We start from the raw sequence: 18,508 nt of genomic DNA on the forward strand, positions 1-18,508 counted from the left end.
CATGGACGGTTCCCCCGACACACACCCTGAGACATCGCCAGGCGCCACCGCGTCCAGTCGTCCGGACCGTCGTCGAATCACCGCTGATGCACTCCCTTCCGAACTCGCCTTCTGGGCACTCTGGCACTGCCGCCACGCGCGCCCACCGGACACCTTTCTCACCCGTTGATTTGCCCAACCGGATGCCCCGCGCATCTGCCCGGCAGCGCCTGCGCGCCTGCCTGACGCGAACGTATGAGAATGCCCATGAGCACGCCCTTTGCCACCCTGCACGAAGCCCAATCCTTTCTGGACCAGAACCCGGATATCGAGATGTTCGAGCTGTTCATCCTCGACAACAACGGAGTGCCCCGGGGCAAGCTGCTGCACCGCGATGAGTTGCTGGCGGTCTATGAAAGTGGCCGGCCGCTGCCGAGTACGATCCTGGGCCTGACCATCAATGGCGACGATGTGGATAACTCCGGGCTGGTCTGGGAAGTGGGCGATATCGACTGCCGCGCCTACCCGGTCAGCGGCAGTTTGCAGCGCATGCCGTGGCGCCTGATCCCGACGGCGGCGGTGCAAGTCAGCATGCACCCCACCGAAGGCATGCCCGCCACCGTGGCCGACCCGCGGCACTTGCTGGCCAAGGTGATCGACGACCTCAAGGCCGACGGCTATTACCCGGTGATGGCGGCGGAGCTGGAGTTTTATTTGCTCGACCAGAAGCCCGACAGCAACGGCCGCCCGCAACCGGCACGGGATGTCGATGGGGGGCGCCCACGCTCGACCCAGGTCTACGGCCTGCGGGAACTGGAGCAGATCGAACCGTTCCTTGCCGACCTCTACAGCGCCTGCAAACTCCAGGGCATTCCGGCGCGCACGGCGATTTCCGAATACGCCCCGGGCCAGGTGGAAATCACCCTGGAGCACCGCAGCGACGCCCTGCAAGCCATGGACGAAGCGGTACGTTACAAGCGCCTGGTCAAGGGCGTGGCCCACAAGCACGGGATGACCGCGTGTTTCATGGCCAAGCCTTTCGACGACCTGGCCGGCACCGGCATGCACATGCACGTCAGCCTCGCAGACCGCGACGGCAATAACCTGTTTGCCAGCGAAGCACCCGACGGCACGCCGCTGTTGCGCCAGGCGGTGGGCGGCATGCTCAGCACCTTGCTCGACTCGTTGCTGATGTTCTGCCCGAATGCCAACTCTTACCGCCGCTTCCAGACCAACAGCTACGCGCCGCTGGCCGCTACCTGGGGCGTGGACAACCGCACGGTGACCCTGCGCGTACCCGGCGGGCCGGCGTTTTCCCGGCATATCGAACACCGAATCTGCGGCGCCGACGCCAACCCTTACCTTGCGGCGGCGGCGATCCTGGCGGGTATTCACCGAGGCATCCGCGAACAGCGCGATCCCGGCGCGCCGGTGGAGGGCAACGGTTACGCTCAGGCCAAGGAATTACTGCCCACCGATTGGCTGACCACCTTGCGCGCCCTCGAAGGCTCGTCCTGGGCCCGGGAAGCCTTTGGTGGTGAATTCCTCGGTGTGTACCTGGCGGTCAAACGGGCCGAGTATCGCCAGTTCATGGGCGAAGTGGGGGAGCAGGACTGGCGCTGGTATTTGCACCCGGCCTGAAGATGAAGCCTTGATCACAGACAGTTAACAGACAGGCTGGGCGCCGGATACTGGCCCTGCATGCGCGGTAAACAATCCTTCGACCTTTTTTTCACGAGACGGTGGTTAAGCTGCGAATGTCTGATCCATTAACTGAGTCGTGTGATGCCGTCGCAACTGCCGTCTTCCATCGAGATTGAATTTGCCGAACGTGCAGGCCAGGAGCATGCCCGGGTCTGCGCTGACACGCGCCCGCCCAAGTTGCTGCGGCGCCTGGCGCTGTGGCGCGATGAACGACTGGTACGCCGGGCGCTGAAAATCGCCGGCGAACCGGGGCTGATCCTCGACCTGGCCTGCGGCTCGGGGCGCTTCTGGCCGGTGCTGGCCGAGCACAGCAACCGGGTGATCCTCGCGTCGGACAACTCCCAGGACATGCTCGACCACGCCCGTACCCACCATGCGCCGAACTTGCTCAAGCGGATCAAGACCTTCCAGGGCTCGGCCTTTTCCATCGGCCTGTCGGCCAACGCGGTGGACTGCATTTTCTGCCTGGAGTTGTTTCGCCATGTGCCGACGGCAGAAGGGCGCCTGGCCCTGCTCGGTGAATTTCACCGGGTGAGCCGCGACACGGTGATTGTCTCGGTCAACAGCGACAGCGGTTACCGGGCGATGCAGCCCGCCCTGTCGGCGGTTGCCAGCCACCGGACGCAGGTGGAAGCGGAGTTTCGCCAGGACGGTTTCAAGGTCCTCAACCAACAGGAATTCATGCCCGGCTCGGCCATGTGGCGGGTTTACGTCCTGCGTAAGAGAGGATAAGTCCCGCCTGTCGGACTATTCTTCAGATCCTATAGGAGTTTTCATGGCGGATGCTGTGCTGCGAATGCTCGCAACTCCCTTTCGCGATATATACTGCGCGCCATTCTTCAAGGGAGAGCCGTGTGGCCATCGATATTCACTGGATCTGCGACAACGATAGCCTCGGCCAGCACTGCGCCGAATGGCAGCAGTTGCCATTCGTCGCCCTCGACACCGAATTCATGCGGGTCGACACCTTTTATCCCATTGCCGGGCTGATCCAGATTGGTGATGGCGTTCGCGCTTACCTGATCGATCCCCTGACCATCGACAACTGGCAACCCTTGGCCGCCTTGCTGGAAAACCCGGCGGTGATCAAGGTGGTGCACGCCTGCAGCGAAGACCTGGAAGTGTTGCTGCGCCTGACCGGCAGCCTGCCGGTGCCACTGTTCGACACCCAACTGGCGGCTGCGTACCTGAACCTCGGTTTCTCCATGGGCTATTCGCGGTTGGTGCAAGCCGTCCTCGATATCGAGTTGCCCAAGGGCGAGACCCGCTCGGACTGGCTGCAGCGGCCATTGTCCGAGACGCAAATCAGCTACGCGGCCGAAGACGCGGTGCATTTGGCGGAAGTCTACACACGCCTGCGCCCGAAACTTTCCGACGACAAGTACGCCTGGGTCCTGGAAGACGGCGCCGAGCTGGTGGCCAACCTGCGCCGCGAAGTCGACCCGTACGAGGTCTACCGCGACGCCAAGCTGGCCTGGAAACTGTCCCGAGCCCAGCTCGCCGTATTGCGCGAACTGTGCGCCTGGCGCGAGCAGCAAGCCCGTGCCCGTGACCTGCCGCGCAACCGGATCATTCGTGAACACTCGTTATGGCCCCTGGCCAAATCCCAGCCGGATAACCTCGCCGCGCTGGGCAAGATCGAAGACATGCACCCGCGCACCGTGCGCCAGGACGGCGAGTTCCTGCTGGGCCTGATCAAGCGTGCCGGCAGCGTCCCGATGGACCAATGGCCGCCGGCGGTTGCCGAGCCGTTGCCGGTGGACGCCGCCACGCTGATCAAGCAACTGCGCGCCCTGGGCCAGGCCGAGGCTGAACGCCTGGACATGGCGCCGGAACTGATGCTGCGCAAGAAAACCCTCGAAGCCCTGGTCAAGAGCGGCTACCCCGAGGGGCCTTACCAATTGCCAGATTCGCTGCGTGGCTGGCGCCGCGAATTGATGGGCCAGGCGCTGCTGGACAGCCTGGCCACTGCCGGAGAACAGCCTTGAAACGTATTTGCTCCATCTACCGCAGCCTCAAACGAAACGAGATGTACCTCTACGTGCTGAAAAGCGATGCACTGGAGCGCGTGCCGGAAAGTCTGCTGGCCGCCTTCGGCAAGCCGCACCACGCCTTTGACCTGGTGCTGAGCCCGGAGCGCAAGCTGTCCCGCGAGGACATCGCCGTGGTCCTGGAAAACCTCGAAAAGCAGGGCTACCACCTGCAAATGCCGCCGGCCGAGGACGAGTACATCGAACACTTGCCCGAAGAGCTGCTGCGACGTAATGACCCGATGTGATCGGTCAGTGCCCCGTCCGGGGCACATTCATCAATGGAATTCAATTTTTGGCGGTGGCAGCAACGGACAGTGAACTGGACCGGCGGCCGCCTGCAGTGTTTTTGAAAGGTTTGAACCATGCGCGTTCTGATTGCTGAACACGATCACCCGCTGTACGCCCGGCTGCTGCGCGAAGCGGCGCCGGACCTTGAGGTCATGACCAGCGGCGATTCCGCTGAACTGTCGCGCCTGGCGGCGGATTGCCCGGTGTGGCTGGGCCAGCCGGACCTTTTGGCGACCTTGCTGCGCCAGGGCCATCAGCCTCAATGGTTGCAATCGACCTGGGCGGGCATCACCCCACTGTTGGCTGAAGGCCTGCCGCGGGATTACCGCCTGACCCGCGCCGTGGGCATTTTTGGCCAGGTGATGGCCGAATACGTGCTCACCTACATGCTCGGCCACGAGCGTGAAGTGCTGGCGCGGCTGGTCAGCCAGGTCGAGCGCAAATGGGACAACCGCATGGGCCAGAGCCTGGCGGGGCGCAAGGTGCTGATCGTCGGCACCGGCGATATCGGCCGCAGCGTTGCGCAGTTCCTGTTGCCGTTTGGCGTGGAGTTGTACGGCATCGCCAGCGAAGCCCGTGAGCAGGCGCCGTTTATCGAAGTCGCCGCGCTTGAAGAGCTGCCACGGCTGGTGGGCGAGGTGGACTACGTGGTCAACCTGCTGCCCAACACCCCGAACACCCATGATTTGTACGATGCCGCGCTGTTCAAGCAGTTCAAGCCGACCGGGTTGTTTATCAACGTCGGGCGCGGTGTGGCGGTCGTCGATGCGGACCTGGTGGAGGCCTTGAAGGAAGGGCATCTGGCGGGCGCGGTGATCGACGTGTGCCGTCAGGAGCCATTGCCACAGCGTCATCCGTTCTGGACCGCCTGGGGCTTGCTGCTGACCGGGCACAGTTCTGCGCCGACCTCACCGGGGATGATGGTGCAGTTGTTTGTCGAGAATTTGCGGGCGTATCAGGCGCAGGAAGCACTGCGCGGGGAAGTGAGTTTCGAGCGCGGATACTGAAAACACTGGCCTTGCCGAGCGGCTCCGGATTCTCCGTAGCCGCTCGGCAAGGCGTGATGGCACGTCCTGACAAATCTCTGTAAACACTCCTTCAGTTTTACCTTCGCAATCCCTATGTGACGCTCGGGCCATTCTTCAAGTGGAACTTGCCCGATGTTGAATCTTCAGACTTCCCCTGCACCTGCCCGTGTTATCCCGTTACAGCCCACGGCCTTGGCCGATCAGGCCATCGCGTCGAGCCCGACAGTTGGCGACACCCATCCTGCGGTCCCCCGAAAAGACGGACTCAAGGCGGCATTGGGCGACAGACGGAACTTGCAGGTACTGGCGCAAAAGCTCAACGAAATAGCGACGCACCTGGGCATAAACGCCACGCCTCACGCGGTGCTGGCCGCGCTGGAAGCGACGCCGATGGAGGTGCATCCTGACTCATCCCACCCGCTGGAGGCGGGTGATACGGCGACCCTGGCGACTGTCCTCAAGCGTATTGGCCTGGGTTTGCCCACCAACCACTTTCAACTCACCGGCCATGCCCGTGCACTGAGTGACAAGGCCCTGGAACATCCTCTCGGGAATTTTGGCGGTGGTTTATCCTGGCCCGTGCCCATGACGGTCAGTGATCAGCGTCTCGCGCGTGCTGCAGCCATCCGCCACGGCAGCGAGCACCCGAACCCGCCACACGTCGGCGTGAGCCTTGGGATACTGGAGTATTTGAACACCCATCAACCGGCACTCGATGACGCGGCCAGGACGCTGGAAGCCATCGTCAATTCCGAGCGTGGGCAGGCGTTGGGGCAAGTGATTCAGACTCAACTGAATGGCATTGCCACCGGTACCAGCGTGAACGAATACACCCTGGCCGCCATCAACCTCATGCTGGATCCTGAGTCTATTGCCCGGCCCCTGCGCAACCGGGTTGCGGGCTTTAACCTGGCCCACCCGGACCACTGGGGAAAGCCGGCGGCAGCGGTGCTTGAGGGGTTGAGGGAGCACCTGAGCGTCAACGGCAAGACCAGCCCGGACATGGCCCGGGCCGGCGCTCACCTGTTGCTGGCCAGGAAGGCCCCGGAGTTTCTGATCAAGGGCATTCCCGACAACGTGACTTATGGCAGCGCCGCCTGGGTCAGCCTGGCCATTGCAGCGGCGACCATCGAAGCCCAGGCGCCGGGGAAGGTGGCGAACATGACGTTTACCCAGGTCATGTCGGCGGCTGAAAGTGCCGGCCTGGTTGATCGGGCCGTGACCGAACAGGCGCAGAGGACGGCGCTGATTGACTGGGGTGTGGTCAACGGGATTGTCCCGGTAAACGTCGATGACGGTTACAGCCCTGGCGAAATGGAGCGGGTCAGGACTGCGTTCAATCAGCAACAGCAGGAGAGGATCGTCGCCTCGGGGTTATTGGAAGCCGAAATCCCGAGCCGCAAGGAAATAGCGCTGGCCAAGCTCAAGCAGCGGTTTGGCGAGCAGGTGTTTTTTGAGGAGAAGCTGCTGAGGGTCGACGACTCGCGCCAGCCGGGCATCGAGCCGCTTTACAATCCCAATCGGGCGCCCGTCGGCCTGTACTCGATGTTGGATATCGCCATGATGGAGTTGAATGGCTACCGGTGGAAAACCACCGACCGGCGCATCCCCATCAGCGCGATAAACGCCCCGCTCAAACTGGAGGTCAACAAGGCCTTTGATCAGCAGTTCAGCCAGGCAATCGAGTCGCGCAAGCAGGGGATTGGCACCGTCATCAAGCACATGGTCGCCAGACTTCCATTGGCCGACAGGCAAAACCTTGAACAGGCCTCGCTTGAGTTCTTTCAAACCAAGACCTACGCCCTGGGGACCGACTTTACATCCAGGACACTCCATCACACCGATGAAAGTCTTTTGGTGAAGGCCACAGGGGTTGTTTATAAGATCGACCTGAAAAATGCTGAAGTGACTATTGTGCCTGCCTCTGTGTTAACTGAGCAGCTACCGCGCGACGCCAATAAAATCTACACGGTTGAAAAGTTTGCCCCGACGGGAACCGGTACTTCTGACCTGGGCCAAAAACAGCCTCAGGGTTTACTGCCACCCTCGAGTTTCACTACCGCTCGCACCCAGTCCATCGCCGATGTATTCGTCGAACACCTTGATATCGATAATCAGAACGTGGTGAAGCAGGCCAAGGGAGCTACGCCCCTGGACCGGCAAATGGAGCAGGAGTGGACGGTCACGAACTTCTTCCTGGACCTGATTCCGCTACGCTCAGCCGTTGTCAACTTTCAGAACGGTAACTACGTTGATGGTGCGATGGATCTGGCCATGGACGCCTTCGGTTTCCTCACTGCCGGGATCGGGGTTGCCGGGAAGGTGGCGAAGGCCGGAACTCGGGTTGCCAGCACGGGTGTCAAGGCGATGAAGGTGACAAAAATCATCGGTACTACCCTTATCCGTGAATTCAATCCGCTCAATGGCCTGGACGACCTGGTACTGGGAGGCACCCGGCTGATACGCCGGGGCGGTGCAGACGCGGTAGCGAGTGAAGTGCTGAGCAACCGCTTACTGAGTGAGTTCAAAGTCCCGGAATCAACCATTGCCGGTCTCTCACGCAACAGTCAGGGGCTCTACGTCGCAGCCGATGGTCACTTGTCGCACATACGCCACACCGACAGTACCGGCCAAACTGCCGTCTATGAGGTGCGGGAAGCGACCCGAACCGCCGAGGGTGTCGTCCAGGCACGGATTTATCACAACAATCGGCAAACGCCACTCCTGGTCCAGCATATCCAGGGTGATCAATGGCAGCGATTGGGCGCCAGGGGCGGTAGCCCGCTGTCGGTTGCGTCGGACCTGGGGCCTGAAATTGGCCGGGGCGGTGAAGGGGTGGTCTACGAAAGCCTGGATGGCAAAAGCGTTTATAAAGACTTCAACACTAAAAATGCTACGCGTATTCCGGATTATGTAACCCAGGAAACAGACTGCCTGAATACCTATTACGGAGCTGGTTTTGCCAAGGCGGTCGTTGAGAACGGTCGGGCTTACATCAAGATGGGTAAGCTGGATGGGGTCAACCTTGCTGCAGTCGAGCGGCGTAGCCTGCCTCCGGAAGCCAGGACGTGGCTGGAGGATGCCTTGAAGGGAATGGAGGAAAAAGGAATACATCACCAGGACTTGCAGCTTAAGAACTTTCTATATTCCACAAGGGATAAAAAAGTGTACCCGGTGGATATCCAGTCGTTGTCCCTTGAAGACATGGTGCCCGGGGATGGTCTCTATGAGTGGGAGATGAACGTGTACAACAGTCGAAAGAAAGAATTGCTCAGGGACTTTAATGCGCTTGTCAGGTAGTGGGCCGTTTGGGAGTGACCGGCAGTGGTAAAGGCAGCGCGCCTCTATCCAAAACGCGGTAACTCCCGGGCTCGCCTTACAGGCTGAAGTCGCCTTCAGCTACCAGCTCGCTCAACGGCTTGCGCGGGCTCGGGGTTTCCCGGGCTTGCAGGTAATCGGCCAGGGTCGATTTGTCGCCCAGTTTGCCAATCGCCACGGCCGCGTGCAGCGCATAGCCCTCTGGCACCTTGAGTTCCTTGCGGGTCAGCTCCTGGTCGAAACCGGCCATGCCGTGGGTGTGCCAGCCGCTGAGGCTGGCTTGCAGCGCCAGGTGGCCCCAGGCGGAGCCGGTGTCAAAGGTGTGCCACAGGGCCGGGGTTTCCTCGGTGGCGCCGGGTACCTGGAAGTCGGTCTTCGATGCCACGATCACCAGGGCCGACGCATGTTGCGCCCAGCCGCGGTTGAATTCGTTCAGCAGGCCGAGGAAACGCTCCCAGTTCGGCGTGTCGCGGCGCGCATAGAGAAAACGCCACGGCTGCGAGTTGTAGGCCGAGGGTGACCAGCGGGCGGCTTCGAAGAAGCTCAGCAGGGTGTCTACCGGGATGCTTTCGCCGGTAAAGGCGCGCGGCGACCAGCGGTCGGTGAATTGCGGGTGGATCGGGTAGTCGGCGACGCGTGGGTTGCTGCTCATTGGGCTGATCCTGATGAAAAACCGGGGTTCAAAACTACTTCGCCGCCGACGGGCTGACAAGTCTTGTTCTACCGACAGTCGTAAGCGCTTGGCCCCGGGGGCCATGGGCACTAGACTGGCGGCCTTTTAACATACCGATACCGATGTAGAGCCATGGCCGCCAAAGTCGAACCTTTCTGGATCCGCAAAACCCTCGAACAACTCGACCAGGATGAGTGGGAGTCGTTGTGCGACGGCTGCGGCCTGTGCTGCCTGCAAAAGCTCGAGGATGAAGACGACAACAGCGTCTATTACACGCGCATTGCCTGCAAACTGCTGGACCTGAAAACCTGCCAGTGCACCGATTACCCCAACCGTCGCGACTCGGTGCCCGATTGCATCCAGCTCACCCCGGGCCAGGCCGACCAGTTCAAATGGCTGCCGCCCACCTGCGGTTACCGGCTGGTCAGCGAGCGCAAGGACTTGCCGCTCTGGCACCATCTGGTCTGCGGTGACCGCGACGCCGTGCACCAGGAACGCATTTCCCAGTCCGGGCGCATGCTCAGCGAATGCAGCGTGCCCGAGGATGACTGGGAGGATTACCTGATTTTTCGCGCCGGTTGAAAAGGAGTGTGTATGACGGTTGGAGCCAGGCTGGCAGCAAGCCTGCTGTTGTTGGCATTGAGCGCGTCGGCGTGGGCGGCGAAGAAAGTTGACCTGGACTATCACGTCAAGCTGCTGCCCCAAAGTGATCAGGCTGAAGTACGCCTGAGCCTGTCCCAGGGCTCGGCGGTGCGCAGCCTCAACTTCGACCTGGGCCGCGACGGCGACTACAGCGACTTCAAGGCCGATGGCCAATGGCAAGTGCTGCCGGGCAATACGCCGGGTGACAGCCGAGGCCTGTGGCAGCCCAGCGCCGACAAGGCCAGCCTGACCTACCGTGTCCGCCTGACCCACGCGCGCAAGAAGGGGATTTACGAAGCACGCATGACGCCGAGCTGGGCGCTGTTTCGGGGTGAAGACCTGGTGCCCACTGCACGCCTGGATCAACAGGACGGCATTGAACTGGTGTCGCGCCTGGTGTTTGAACTGCCCGCCGGCTGGAAAAGCGTCGAGACGTCATGGCCGCGCATCGGCAAGAACAAATTTCGTATCGACAACGTTTCCCGCCTGTTTGACCGGCCCACCGGCTGGATGCTCGCCGGCAACCTGGGCAGCCGCAGGATGCGCTTGGGCGAAACCGAAATCACGGTGGCTTCGCCCAAAGGGCAGGGCATGCACCGCATGGATGTGCTGACCTTGCTGACGTTTGTCTGGCCTCAGGTGCAAGCAGCGTTCCCGAGGCATCCGGCAAAACTGCTGGTGGTGGGCGCCAGCGATCCCATGCGGCGCGGTGCATTCGCGGCGCGGGATTCCATCTACCTCAACAGCCGCACACCGCTGGTCAGCGAAAATGGCAGCAGCCCGTTGATCCGTGAAGTGGTGCAGGCCATCGGCCGGTTCAATGACCATGAGGGCAGCGACTGGATCAGCGAAGGCTTGGCGCAGTATTACGCCATTGAACTGATGCGCCGCGCTGGCGGTATCAGTGACGACCGTTACGCCGCGATACAGGCCCGGCTGACCAAGGACGGCAAGGACGTGACGAGCCTGCGGGTCGAGCACGCCAACAGCGCGACGGTGGCGCGGGCGGTGGTGTTATTGCAGGAGCTGGACCGCGAGATTCGTGTGAAAACCCACAACAAGCGTTCGCTGGACGATCTGACTCAGGCGTTGATGCGCCTGAACAGCATCAGCACAAAGGAATTCGTGCAGTTGGGGGAAAGCATTCTCGGCGAGTCGTCGGTGGTGCTCGACAGCAAGCTGCTGCACTGATGCCTGTAGGAACCCGGCTTGCCGGCGATTAGGCCCTTGAGGACGCCATCGCCGGCAAGCCGGGCTCCTGCAGGATCGGGATCGGCTTCAGCCAGTGGTTTTACTGGCTTTCTCAGCCGCCACTTCAGCCTTGGTCTTGAGGTTTTTCAATTCCTCACCGGCGCGTTCAATCTTGGTGCGCACGGTGTTCATTTCCTGGCGACTGCGCTCCAGCAACTCTTTCGCCGAGCTGTGCCCGCTGATGCCGCGCGCCAATGCAACGCCACCAATCGCCACCTGAATCAAGCCGAAAAAGCCGCCACGGCGCAGGCCTTTGCCCATCATCACCACACCACCCGCCAGGGAACCGATGCGTTCCCAGCCCTGGACGTTTTGTGTGGGTTGGCGCTCCAACGGTGTAGACCGGATAACGGGTCGCAGGGTTTTGCTGTCGCTCATGATCTGTCTCCAACAAGGGCTTATTGATATGCAACTGACTGCACACAGGCCGCGGACGTTCCCAAAAAATCAGTACTTGGGACCCGAACGGGTGTTGTTGCCCTTGGCCAGGCGGTCGTAAAGCACCACGTTGACGGTGGCGGCGAGGTTCATGCAGCCGGTGGTCGGGATGTAGATCACGTCTTCACACCAGTCGCGAATCTCTTTGTCCAGGGAGCCGTCTTCCGGCCCGAAGATATACAGCGCGCGGTCCGGGTGGGTGTACTCGGGGAGAGGGCGGGCGCCCTCCACCAGCTCGACGGCGACCGGGATGCAGCCCAGGGGCAGGATCTTTTTCAGGTCGTCGATGCCGATCAGTGGAATGTCGTGGTGGACCTTCTTGGTGTCGGTAATAAAGTCCCGGGCCCGTTCGTAACGCTTGCCGGTGTAGAACACCGAGGCCACGCCGTAGCAGCCGGCGGCGCGCATCACCGAACCGACGTTTTCGGGGGATTTGGGGTTATACAGACCGATGCAGCTGTAGCGTTTATTGCCCACGGGAGAGGGTGCCTTCGAGAAAAACGGCGATTATACGGGGATTGCTCGAAAGGCGGTCGGTTTGAACGGCATGGGGTGCAACACTGTGGCGAGGGAGCTTGCCACAACAAGCCTCCTCCCACAGCAAGTCGTTCATCACATTGCTTCAGTCGTCTTTCTTCATCAACCCGGCCAGTGCCGCAAACGGGTTGTGCGTCGCCTTGGCAATCGTCGGGCTGCTGGTGGAGCCTTCGCCGAAATACTGCTGGTCGGTATACCGCGAGTGTTCGTTGTCGTGGCAATACAGGCACAGCAACTCCCAGTTGGAGCCGTCCTGGGGGTTGTCGTCATGATTATGGTTGCGGTGGTGCACGGTCAGTTCGCTCAGGCGCTTGCCGGCGAATTCACGGGCGCAGCGGCCGCAAACATGGGGGTACATCTTCAGGGCTTTGTCGCGATAGCCCATTTCCCGGTCGCGCTGGGCATCGGCGAGGATACGGTCCAGCTTGGCGGTGTGGGAGGGCGGGTTGGTCGAGCTCATCATGGCTCCTGTCTTTTAGTGGATCACGGATAGCGTTGATTCTAGCTGCTTGCGGGGTAATAAACCTCCGGCTTTTTCCGTCGCAGTACACGCAGGTGCCAGGGAATGTTTGTAGTATCGGCGAACTGAATTCAAAGGAGCGGTACTCATGCGGATGCATTCATGGTGGTGGGCGTTGCTGTTATGCGCCGTCAGCGTTCACGTCCAGGCGCTTTCCACGCCCCAGCCCGGCCAGGTGATCGAGGTGGCGCTGGAGCAACTCCACCCGACCCAGGCGGTCATCGGCTTTGACCAGATCCACTACAAGCTTGGGGTGTTTGCCGAGTCCCCCAAGAAGGTGTTCGACGAATACTGTGAGACCAACGGCCGGGGCGGAGCAGACACAGTGCCCAAAGGCGCCGATTTGCATAAGCCCGACAGTTTCACCTGCAAGGACCCGGTGGGCACTCACCCGGCAGACATGAAAACCGTGGTGGTCGGCCCCGCAGGCCAGCTGTACCTCACTGATGGCCATCACAGCTTCAGTACCTTATGGGAACAGCCCGGTGCGGGGGCCACGCTGAAAATGTGGGTGCGGGTCACCGATAACTTCAGCGACAGCCCGGACCTGGCGACGTTCTGGAAACGGATGGAGCAGGGGCGCAAGGTCTGGCTCAAGGACGGCCAGGGCAAGACCATCAGCCCTGAGCAGATACCGGCACACTTGGGTTTCAAGGACCTCGGCGACGATAGGTTCCGCAGCCTGGTGTACTTCTCCCGCAAGGCTTCCTACGGCAAGCCAAACTCCGGCGCGGTGGTGCCGGAGTTCCTGGAATTCTATTGGGGCGGCTGGCTGCGCACGCAGATTGACCTCGGCGCGTTCAACCTGAACAAGCAAGGCGGGTATGAGGACGCTATCGAGGCGCTGGCCAAGCGCATGGTCAGCCTGGCGCCCGATGCGCCGGTGGGGGACAGCGGCTTCAGCGCTCAGCAGTTGGGTGGCTTCACCTCACTTAACCGCAAGGAACTGAACGATACGTTCAAGAAGAAAGTGCCCTACGTTATCGACAGCAGAAGTAAGTGACGAACCGTTAAGGGCGGCATTGTGCCGCCTCTGTTCAGTCGGCTGCTTCAGCCCTTGAGCTTCTCGGCGATCCAGATGGTATGCCGGGTGCCTTTGTTGCCATGGGCAAACACTTGCACTTCTTCGGCCTTGAAGCCGGCCTTGCGCAGTTTGTCGCTGAACTGCTTGTCGGCGCTGGCCGACCACACCGCCAGCACGCCCTTGGGCCGCAGGGCCTTGGCGCAGGCGCTGAGGCCACCGGCGGAATACAGCCAACTGTTGGCTTTTTGCGTCAGGCCTTCGGGGCCGTTGTCGACGTCCAGCATGATCGCGTCAAAGCCCTGGGGCTCGGCCTGCAGCACCTTGGCCACGTCTTCCAGGCGGATCACGGTGCGCGGGTCCAGCAGCGGGCGGCCGGACTTTTCACCCAGCGGGCCGCGATTCCACTCCACCACGCCGGGCACCAGCTCGGCGACCACCACTTCGGCGGTCTTGCCCAAGTGCTTGAGCGCCGCCGCCAGGGTAAAGCCCATGCCCAGGCCGCCAATCAACACCCGGGAACCGGGCCGGCCGGCGACCTTGCGGCAGGGGATTTCCGCCAGTGCATCCTCGGAGCCGTGCATGCGCGTGTTCATCAACTGGCCACCGTCACCGCCCTGAATCTTGATGACAAAATCCTCACCGTATTCGAACAGGCACAAGGCACCGCCGTTGTCGGGGATCGGAGTGGTGTCCAGCAGAACGAAACGTTTCATGGAAATCTCATTGGGAAGGGCATTCTTGCGCGGTTGGGAGTAGCCTTACGACTTTACGGTCAGGCCATGGAGCCATCGATGAAGTGCAGCATTCTAACGGTCATTGTATGGGGCGCGCTCACCCTTAGCGGTGCGGCCGGGGCCCAGGAGTCGCAAACCGTGCCGATCACCCCCGCGCCCACTGCGGGTTCGCCGGGTACTGCAACGCCCACACCTTATCCGCAAGTCACGCCGCCGGCGACGCCAAAGGCTTCCGGCGGTGGAGAACCGATGCTGGCGCCGATCGTGTTGCCGACGCCGCCGAAGGACCAGACGATCCCCGGCTTGCAGCAAAACGACATCAAGCCCAAGACCCCGGGCGGTTAAAACTGCTGGGACAGCAATTGCCCATCCGCCATGCGCAGGCGTTTGGACAGGGCGATCGCAATCGCACGAATGATCTTTGCCGCGATTTTCGGTGCATCGTTGAGCATTTTTTCCAGGGAATCCTTGCCCAGGTTCAACAGCACGCAATCGCTGGCCGCCACACAGCTGGCGGAACGGCGCTCGCCATCCAGCACCGCCATCTCGCCAAAGGCCCGCCCGCTGCGCAAGGTTGCGATGGTCAGCCGCTGGCCTTCATGGTTGGTTTTCTGCACGGCCACCTGGCCTGAGTGAATGATGCACATGAAGGTGCCGGCGTCGCCCTCGAGGAAAATCACCTCGTCACGGGCGATGCTGCTGATGTTGAAATAGCCCGCCGCCACATGGAAATCTTCCGGTAGCAGCGGATCGAAGAGCCCGCAGTCCATCAGCATGTCGCGGATTTCGTTATTGAGTAAGGTCGGTTCTGGCATGAGGCTTACAGTCTTTGTCCATAAATCGTGCAGGGCGCGCGCCCGGCGGTCAGGTGTTCAGACCCGCCCGCCGAGCGGAGTTCCTTAAATCAGCCCCAGGGCCTTGAAAACAAATCCATATTCGAGTGCTACGTCACGTAATCCCTGGTAACGACCACTCATGCCGCCATGGCCAGCGCCCAGCTCGGTCTTGAGCAGCAGCAGGTTATCGTCGGTCTTGGTGTCTCGCAGCCTGGCTACCCACTTGGCGGCTTCCCAATATTGCACGCGGCTGTCGTTGTAGCCGGCGATCACCAGCGTGGCCGGGTAGGCCTGGGCGCTGACGTTTTCGTACGGCGCGTAGGCCTTGATTCGCGCATACACCTCGGGCTCCTCAGGGTTGCCCCATTCGTCGTACTCGGTGATGGTCAGCGGCAGTTCCGGGTCGAGCATGGTGTTGAGCACGTCGACGAACGGCACTTCGGCAATCGCCGCCTGGAACAGCTCCGGGCGCTGATTGAGCACCGCGCCGATCAACAGGCCGCCGGCGCTGCCGCCGCTGATGGCCAGTTGCTTGGAGGTGGTCAGGCCCTGGGCGATCAGGTGTTCGGCACAGGCGATAAAGTCGCTGAAGGTGTTTTGCTTGTGCTCCTGCTTGCCGGTGCGGTACCAGGCTTCGCCCAGCTCGCCGCCGCCACGTACATGCGCGATGGCGAAGGCCACGCCGCGGTCCAGCAGGCTCAGACGCGCGTGGGAGAACCACGGGTCGAGGCTGTGGCCGTAGGCGCCGTAGCCATACAGGTACAACGGCGTCGGCTTGCCCAACTGGTCGCGGCGCACTACAAGGCTGATGGGCACCTGGGTGCCATCGGCCGAGGTCGCCCACAGCCGCTGGCTGACGTAGTCGTCGGCGTTGAACACGCCCAGCACCGGGGTTTCCTTGAGCACCTGTTGTGCGCCGCTGGCCAGTTCCAGCTGACGGACCTGCGCCGGGCGGTTCAGCGCTTCATAGCGCAGGCGGATCTTGTCGCTGACAAATTCCAGGCTGTTTTGCACGTAGAGGCTGTAGGCCGCGTCCGGTAATTCCACCCGATAGGCGGCTTGGCCTTGGGGGTGAACTTCGATGATCGGCAGGCCGCCGATGCGCAGGCTCAGGGTCATCGCCCGGGCATTAAGGCTCACGCCATCGAGCATCACCGCGTCGTCGTGGGGGATCAGGTTCTGCCAGTCGTCCTGGGTCGGCACGCTTCCAGTATCGGCGGCCTGGAACAGGGCGAAGTTGATGCCGTCGCGGTTGCTGCGGATAAACCAGGTCCACTGGTCGTCCAGCTTGCCGTGGTCGACGTCGTATTCATGGCCTTCGACCCGTGGCGCCATGCAGGTAAACGCCTGCTGCGGCTGATCGGCATCCAGGGCCCAGATTTCGCTGGTGGTCTTGCTGCCCAGGGCCAGCAGCAACTGGCGCTCGGAGCTTGAGCGATAGCAGTGCAGGAAGAAACGGCCGTCAGGCTCGTGGAACACTTCCTCGGCGGCAGTGCCGTCCAGGCGATAGCGGTACAGCTTGTGGGGACGGTGGGTGTCGTCCAGTTCGCTGAAGAACAGGGTCAGGCTGTCGTTGGCCCAGGTCATGCTGCCGTCGCAGTCTTCAAACTCGAGTTCGCTGACCTTGCCGGTGGACAATTCCTTCACGTAGAGGGTGTAGATCTCTTCGCCGCTGGTGTCCAGGCTGTAGGCCAGGCGCTGGTGGTCCGGGCTGATGCTGAACGCGCCGAGGGAGAAAAAGCCGCCGTTGGCCAATGCGTTCGGGTCCAGCAGCAACTCTTCTGCGCTTTCGTCGACCTGTTGGCTGTCATCTGCCGGGCGCGGGCAGCGGTAGTGGCGGGCGTATTCGTCGCCGGCGGTGGTGCGGGTGTAATACAGGTACGGGCCCCAGGGCGAGGGCAGGGACAGGTCGGTTTCGAGGATGCGGCCCTTGATCTCGTCGAACAGGGTTTCGCGCAGGGCCTGCTGGTCGGACAATTCTGCTTCTTGCCAGGCATTTTCCGCCTTGAGGTAATCGAGCACCTCGGCGCTGTCGCGCTCTTGCAGCCAGGCGTACGGGTCGGTGCCTGGGGCCTTGCGGGCGATCGGGGCGGCAGTGATGTGGGTCGCTGGGGGCATGGATCACTCTCTGTCTGGCGGTTGGCCGACGGCATTGCAGCCTCGGCACTGAAAAGCCGTTATCATAGCGGCCTGTTTGCCTACCTTGCCATGGACACCATGACCGAGAACGACTATCTGATCGCTTGGGGCCTCTACGCCTTCGCAGCCCTGGGTTGCCTGTTGGTGTGGTTTGCCATGACCCGCTGGATGTGGCGCTGGCTGCGCGAGCCGCTGCGGTTGCTGGTGGCGGTGCTGCTGTTCAGCCCGACCATTGTCGACCCGGTGAAGACCCAGTTCGCCCCGGCCGTGGCCATTACCGCCCTGGACCTGGTGCTGAAGGTCGGCAACAACGCCTGGCGGGCGATCTCCGATCTGTTCATGTATTCCATGATCGCGTTCGGCGTGTACCTGGTTTTTGTGCTGATTCGCTGGCCCATCGAGCGTGCCGCCAGGACCCGTCGTGAGCAGAAGGCCGCCGCTGCGGCAGCCGCTGCCGCCGAGCCGGATGACGACGAGCCGTTCGCCGATGAGCGTTACGGTCGTCCTGCCCCTGTCAGCGGTATGCGGGTCGAACCGCGTCTTTAACGTTGTACGCCCTGTATCGAGAAGCCTGGCATGTGTGAATTATTGGGCATGAGTGCCAACGTACCGACCGATATCGTCTTCAGCTTTACCGGGCTGATGCAGCGCGGCGGACGTACCGGCCCCCACCGCGACGGTTGGGGCATCGCCTTCTACGAGGGCCGCGGCCTGCGGTTGTTCCAGGACCCGGCGGCCAGCAGCGAATCGGAAGTCGCGCTGCTGGTGCAGCGTTATCCCATCAAGAGTGAAGTGGTGATTGGCCATATCCGCCAGGCCAATGTCGGCAAGGTGTGCCTGTCCAATACCCATCCGTTCGTGCGTGAACTGTGGGGCCGCAACTGGTGTTTCGCCCATAACGGCCAACTGGCGGACTTCAATCCTCGCGCCACGTTCTACCGCCCGGTGGGCGATACCGACAGCGAAGCGGCGTTCTGCGATTTGCTCAACCGCGTCCGTGAAGCGTTCCCGGAGCCGGTGGACATCGAACAGGTGCTGCCCGACCTGATTGCCGCCTGCAGCGAATACCGCAGCAAGGGCGTGTTCAACTGCCTGCTGAGCGACGGTGACTGGCTGTTCTGCTATTGCTCGACCAAACTGGCGCAGATCACCCGGCGTGCGCCGTTTGGCCCTGCGCGCTTGAAAGATGTCGACGTGATCGTCGATTTTCAGGCCGAAACCACGCCAAATGATGTGGTAACGGTGATCGCAACCGAGCCCCTGACCGAAAACGAGACTTGGACCCGCTACGAACCGGGCCAGTGGAGCCTGTGGCGACGCGGTGAATGCGTCTCCCAAGGTACAACCGAGTAAGGACGCCGAAT

General features: G+C 61.8%; 19 protein-coding genes. 12 read left to right on the forward strand and 7 right to left on the reverse strand.

The window, feature by feature from the left end:
* Positions 1–246: 246 nt before the first annotated feature.
* The 6 genes from HKK54_RS17605 (at position 247) to HKK54_RS17630 (ending at position 8,332) form a co-directional block, all read left to right on the forward strand.
* Positions 247–1,620 carry a glutamine synthetase family protein gene (locus HKK54_RS17605; RefSeq protein WP_169387339.1) on the forward strand — a complete coding sequence of 458 codons (1,374 nt, stop codon included), beginning with the start codon at positions 247–249 and terminating at the stop codon, positions 1,618–1,620.
* A 144-nt stretch (positions 1,621–1,764) separates the two neighbouring features.
* Entirely contained in the window at positions 1,765–2,415 is a 651-nt protein-coding gene (locus HKK54_RS17610; protein WP_169387340.1) for a class I SAM-dependent methyltransferase, read from the forward strand.
* A gap of 122 nt (positions 2,416–2,537) precedes the next feature.
* The gene (gene rnd / locus HKK54_RS17615) at positions 2,538–3,671 is read left to right on the forward strand and encodes a ribonuclease D (RefSeq protein ID WP_003210666.1); all 1,134 of its coding nucleotides are present in this window, start codon (positions 2,538–2,540) and stop codon (positions 3,669–3,671) included.
* On the forward strand, positions 3,668–3,961 hold the full coding sequence (locus tag HKK54_RS17620; protein ID WP_169387341.1) for a YcgL domain-containing protein: 294 nt from the start codon (positions 3,668–3,670) through the stop codon (positions 3,959–3,961). Before rnd ends, HKK54_RS17620 begins: the two co-directional genes overlap by 4 nt.
* Positions 3,962–4,078: 117 nt before the next feature.
* Positions 4,079–5,011: a D-2-hydroxyacid dehydrogenase gene (locus tag HKK54_RS17625; protein ID WP_010176533.1), complete on the forward strand. Its 933-nt coding sequence runs from the start codon at positions 4,079–4,081 to the stop codon at positions 5,009–5,011.
* A 153-nt stretch (positions 5,012–5,164) separates the two neighbouring features.
* Complete coding sequence (locus HKK54_RS17630; RefSeq protein WP_169387342.1) at positions 5,165–8,332, forward strand: OspG family effector kinase; 3,168 nt, start codon at positions 5,165–5,167, stop codon at positions 8,330–8,332.
* Positions 8,333–8,408: 76 nt separating this feature from the next.
* Here the strand turns inward: HKK54_RS17630 and HKK54_RS17635 are convergent, their stop codons facing one another.
* Positions 8,409–9,002, reverse strand: coding sequence for a nitroreductase family protein (locus HKK54_RS17635; RefSeq protein WP_169387343.1), 594 nt, complete (start codon positions 9,000–9,002; stop codon positions 8,409–8,411).
* Between the two features lie 153 nt (positions 9,003–9,155).
* Between HKK54_RS17635 and HKK54_RS17640 the strand changes: the two genes are divergently transcribed.
* Together HKK54_RS17640 and HKK54_RS17645 are read left to right on the forward strand one after the other, a co-directional pair.
* Entirely contained in the window at positions 9,156–9,605 is a 450-nt protein-coding gene (locus HKK54_RS17640) for a YcgN family cysteine cluster protein (RefSeq protein ID WP_169387344.1), read from the forward strand.
* Between the two features lie 12 nt (positions 9,606–9,617).
* Complete coding sequence (locus HKK54_RS17645) at positions 9,618–10,856, forward strand: hypothetical protein (protein WP_169387345.1); 1,239 nt, start codon at positions 9,618–9,620, stop codon at positions 10,854–10,856.
* Positions 10,857–10,943: 87 nt separating this feature from the next.
* Here HKK54_RS17645 and HKK54_RS17650 read toward each other — a convergent pair whose 3' ends face one another.
* From HKK54_RS17650 to HKK54_RS17660, 3 genes are all read right to left on the reverse strand, one after another.
* Entirely contained in the window at positions 10,944–11,294 is a 351-nt protein-coding gene (locus HKK54_RS17650) for a YgaP family membrane protein (RefSeq protein WP_010176528.1), read from the reverse strand.
* Positions 11,295–11,363: 69 nt separating this feature from the next.
* Positions 11,364–11,831: an RNA methyltransferase gene (locus tag HKK54_RS17655; RefSeq protein WP_003210674.1), complete on the reverse strand. Its 468-nt coding sequence runs from the start codon at positions 11,829–11,831 to the stop codon at positions 11,364–11,366.
* Positions 11,832–11,976: 145 nt separating this feature from the next.
* Positions 11,977–12,351, reverse strand: a complete 375-nt coding sequence (locus tag HKK54_RS17660) for a YajD family HNH nuclease (RefSeq protein WP_003210675.1) — start codon at positions 12,349–12,351, stop codon at positions 11,977–11,979.
* Positions 12,352–12,499: 148 nt separating this feature from the next.
* Between HKK54_RS17660 and HKK54_RS17665 the strand changes: the two genes are divergently transcribed.
* On the forward strand, positions 12,500–13,414 hold the full coding sequence (locus HKK54_RS17665) for a ParB/Srx family N-terminal domain-containing protein (RefSeq protein ID WP_169387346.1): 915 nt from the start codon (positions 12,500–12,502) through the stop codon (positions 13,412–13,414).
* A 47-nt stretch (positions 13,415–13,461) separates the two neighbouring features.
* Here HKK54_RS17665 and HKK54_RS17670 read toward each other — a convergent pair whose 3' ends face one another.
* Positions 13,462–14,148, reverse strand: coding sequence for a spermidine synthase (locus HKK54_RS17670; RefSeq protein ID WP_003210678.1), 687 nt, complete (start codon positions 14,146–14,148; stop codon positions 13,462–13,464).
* Between the two features lie 78 nt (positions 14,149–14,226).
* Here HKK54_RS17670 and HKK54_RS17675 point away from each other — a divergent pair, with 78 nt between their 5' ends.
* The gene (locus HKK54_RS17675) at positions 14,227–14,514 is read left to right on the forward strand and encodes a hypothetical protein (protein ID WP_029616147.1); all 288 of its coding nucleotides are present in this window, start codon (positions 14,227–14,229) and stop codon (positions 14,512–14,514) included.
* On the opposite strand, the gene HKK54_RS17680 is transcribed toward HKK54_RS17675, so the two are convergent.
* Both HKK54_RS17680 and HKK54_RS17685 read right to left on the reverse strand, forming a co-directional pair.
* Entirely contained in the window at positions 14,511–14,984 is a 474-nt protein-coding gene (locus tag HKK54_RS17680) for a cyclic nucleotide-binding domain-containing protein (protein WP_010176525.1), read from the reverse strand. The two genes, HKK54_RS17675 and HKK54_RS17680, sit on opposite strands and share 4 nt — an antisense overlap.
* Before the next feature lie 84 nt (positions 14,985–15,068).
* Entirely contained in the window at positions 15,069–17,123 is a 2,055-nt protein-coding gene (locus tag HKK54_RS17685; protein ID WP_169387347.1) for a S9 family peptidase, read from the reverse strand.
* 90 nt (positions 17,124–17,213) lie between these two features.
* Between HKK54_RS17685 and HKK54_RS17690 the strand changes: the two genes are divergently transcribed.
* Both HKK54_RS17690 and HKK54_RS17695 read left to right on the forward strand, forming a co-directional pair.
* The gene (locus HKK54_RS17690) at positions 17,214–17,690 is read left to right on the forward strand and encodes an MFS transporter (RefSeq protein WP_237150957.1); all 477 of its coding nucleotides are present in this window, start codon (positions 17,214–17,216) and stop codon (positions 17,688–17,690) included.
* A gap of 30 nt (positions 17,691–17,720) precedes the next feature.
* Positions 17,721–18,497 carry a class II glutamine amidotransferase gene (locus HKK54_RS17695; protein ID WP_010176522.1) on the forward strand — a complete coding sequence of 259 codons (777 nt, stop codon included), beginning with the start codon at positions 17,721–17,723 and terminating at the stop codon, positions 18,495–18,497.
* The last annotated feature ends 11 nt before the right edge of the window (positions 18,498–18,508 follow it).

It is taken from the genome of Pseudomonas sp. ADAK13, assembly GCF_012935715.1.
Lineage (GTDB): Bacteria > Pseudomonadota > Gammaproteobacteria > Pseudomonadales > Pseudomonadaceae > Aquipseudomonas.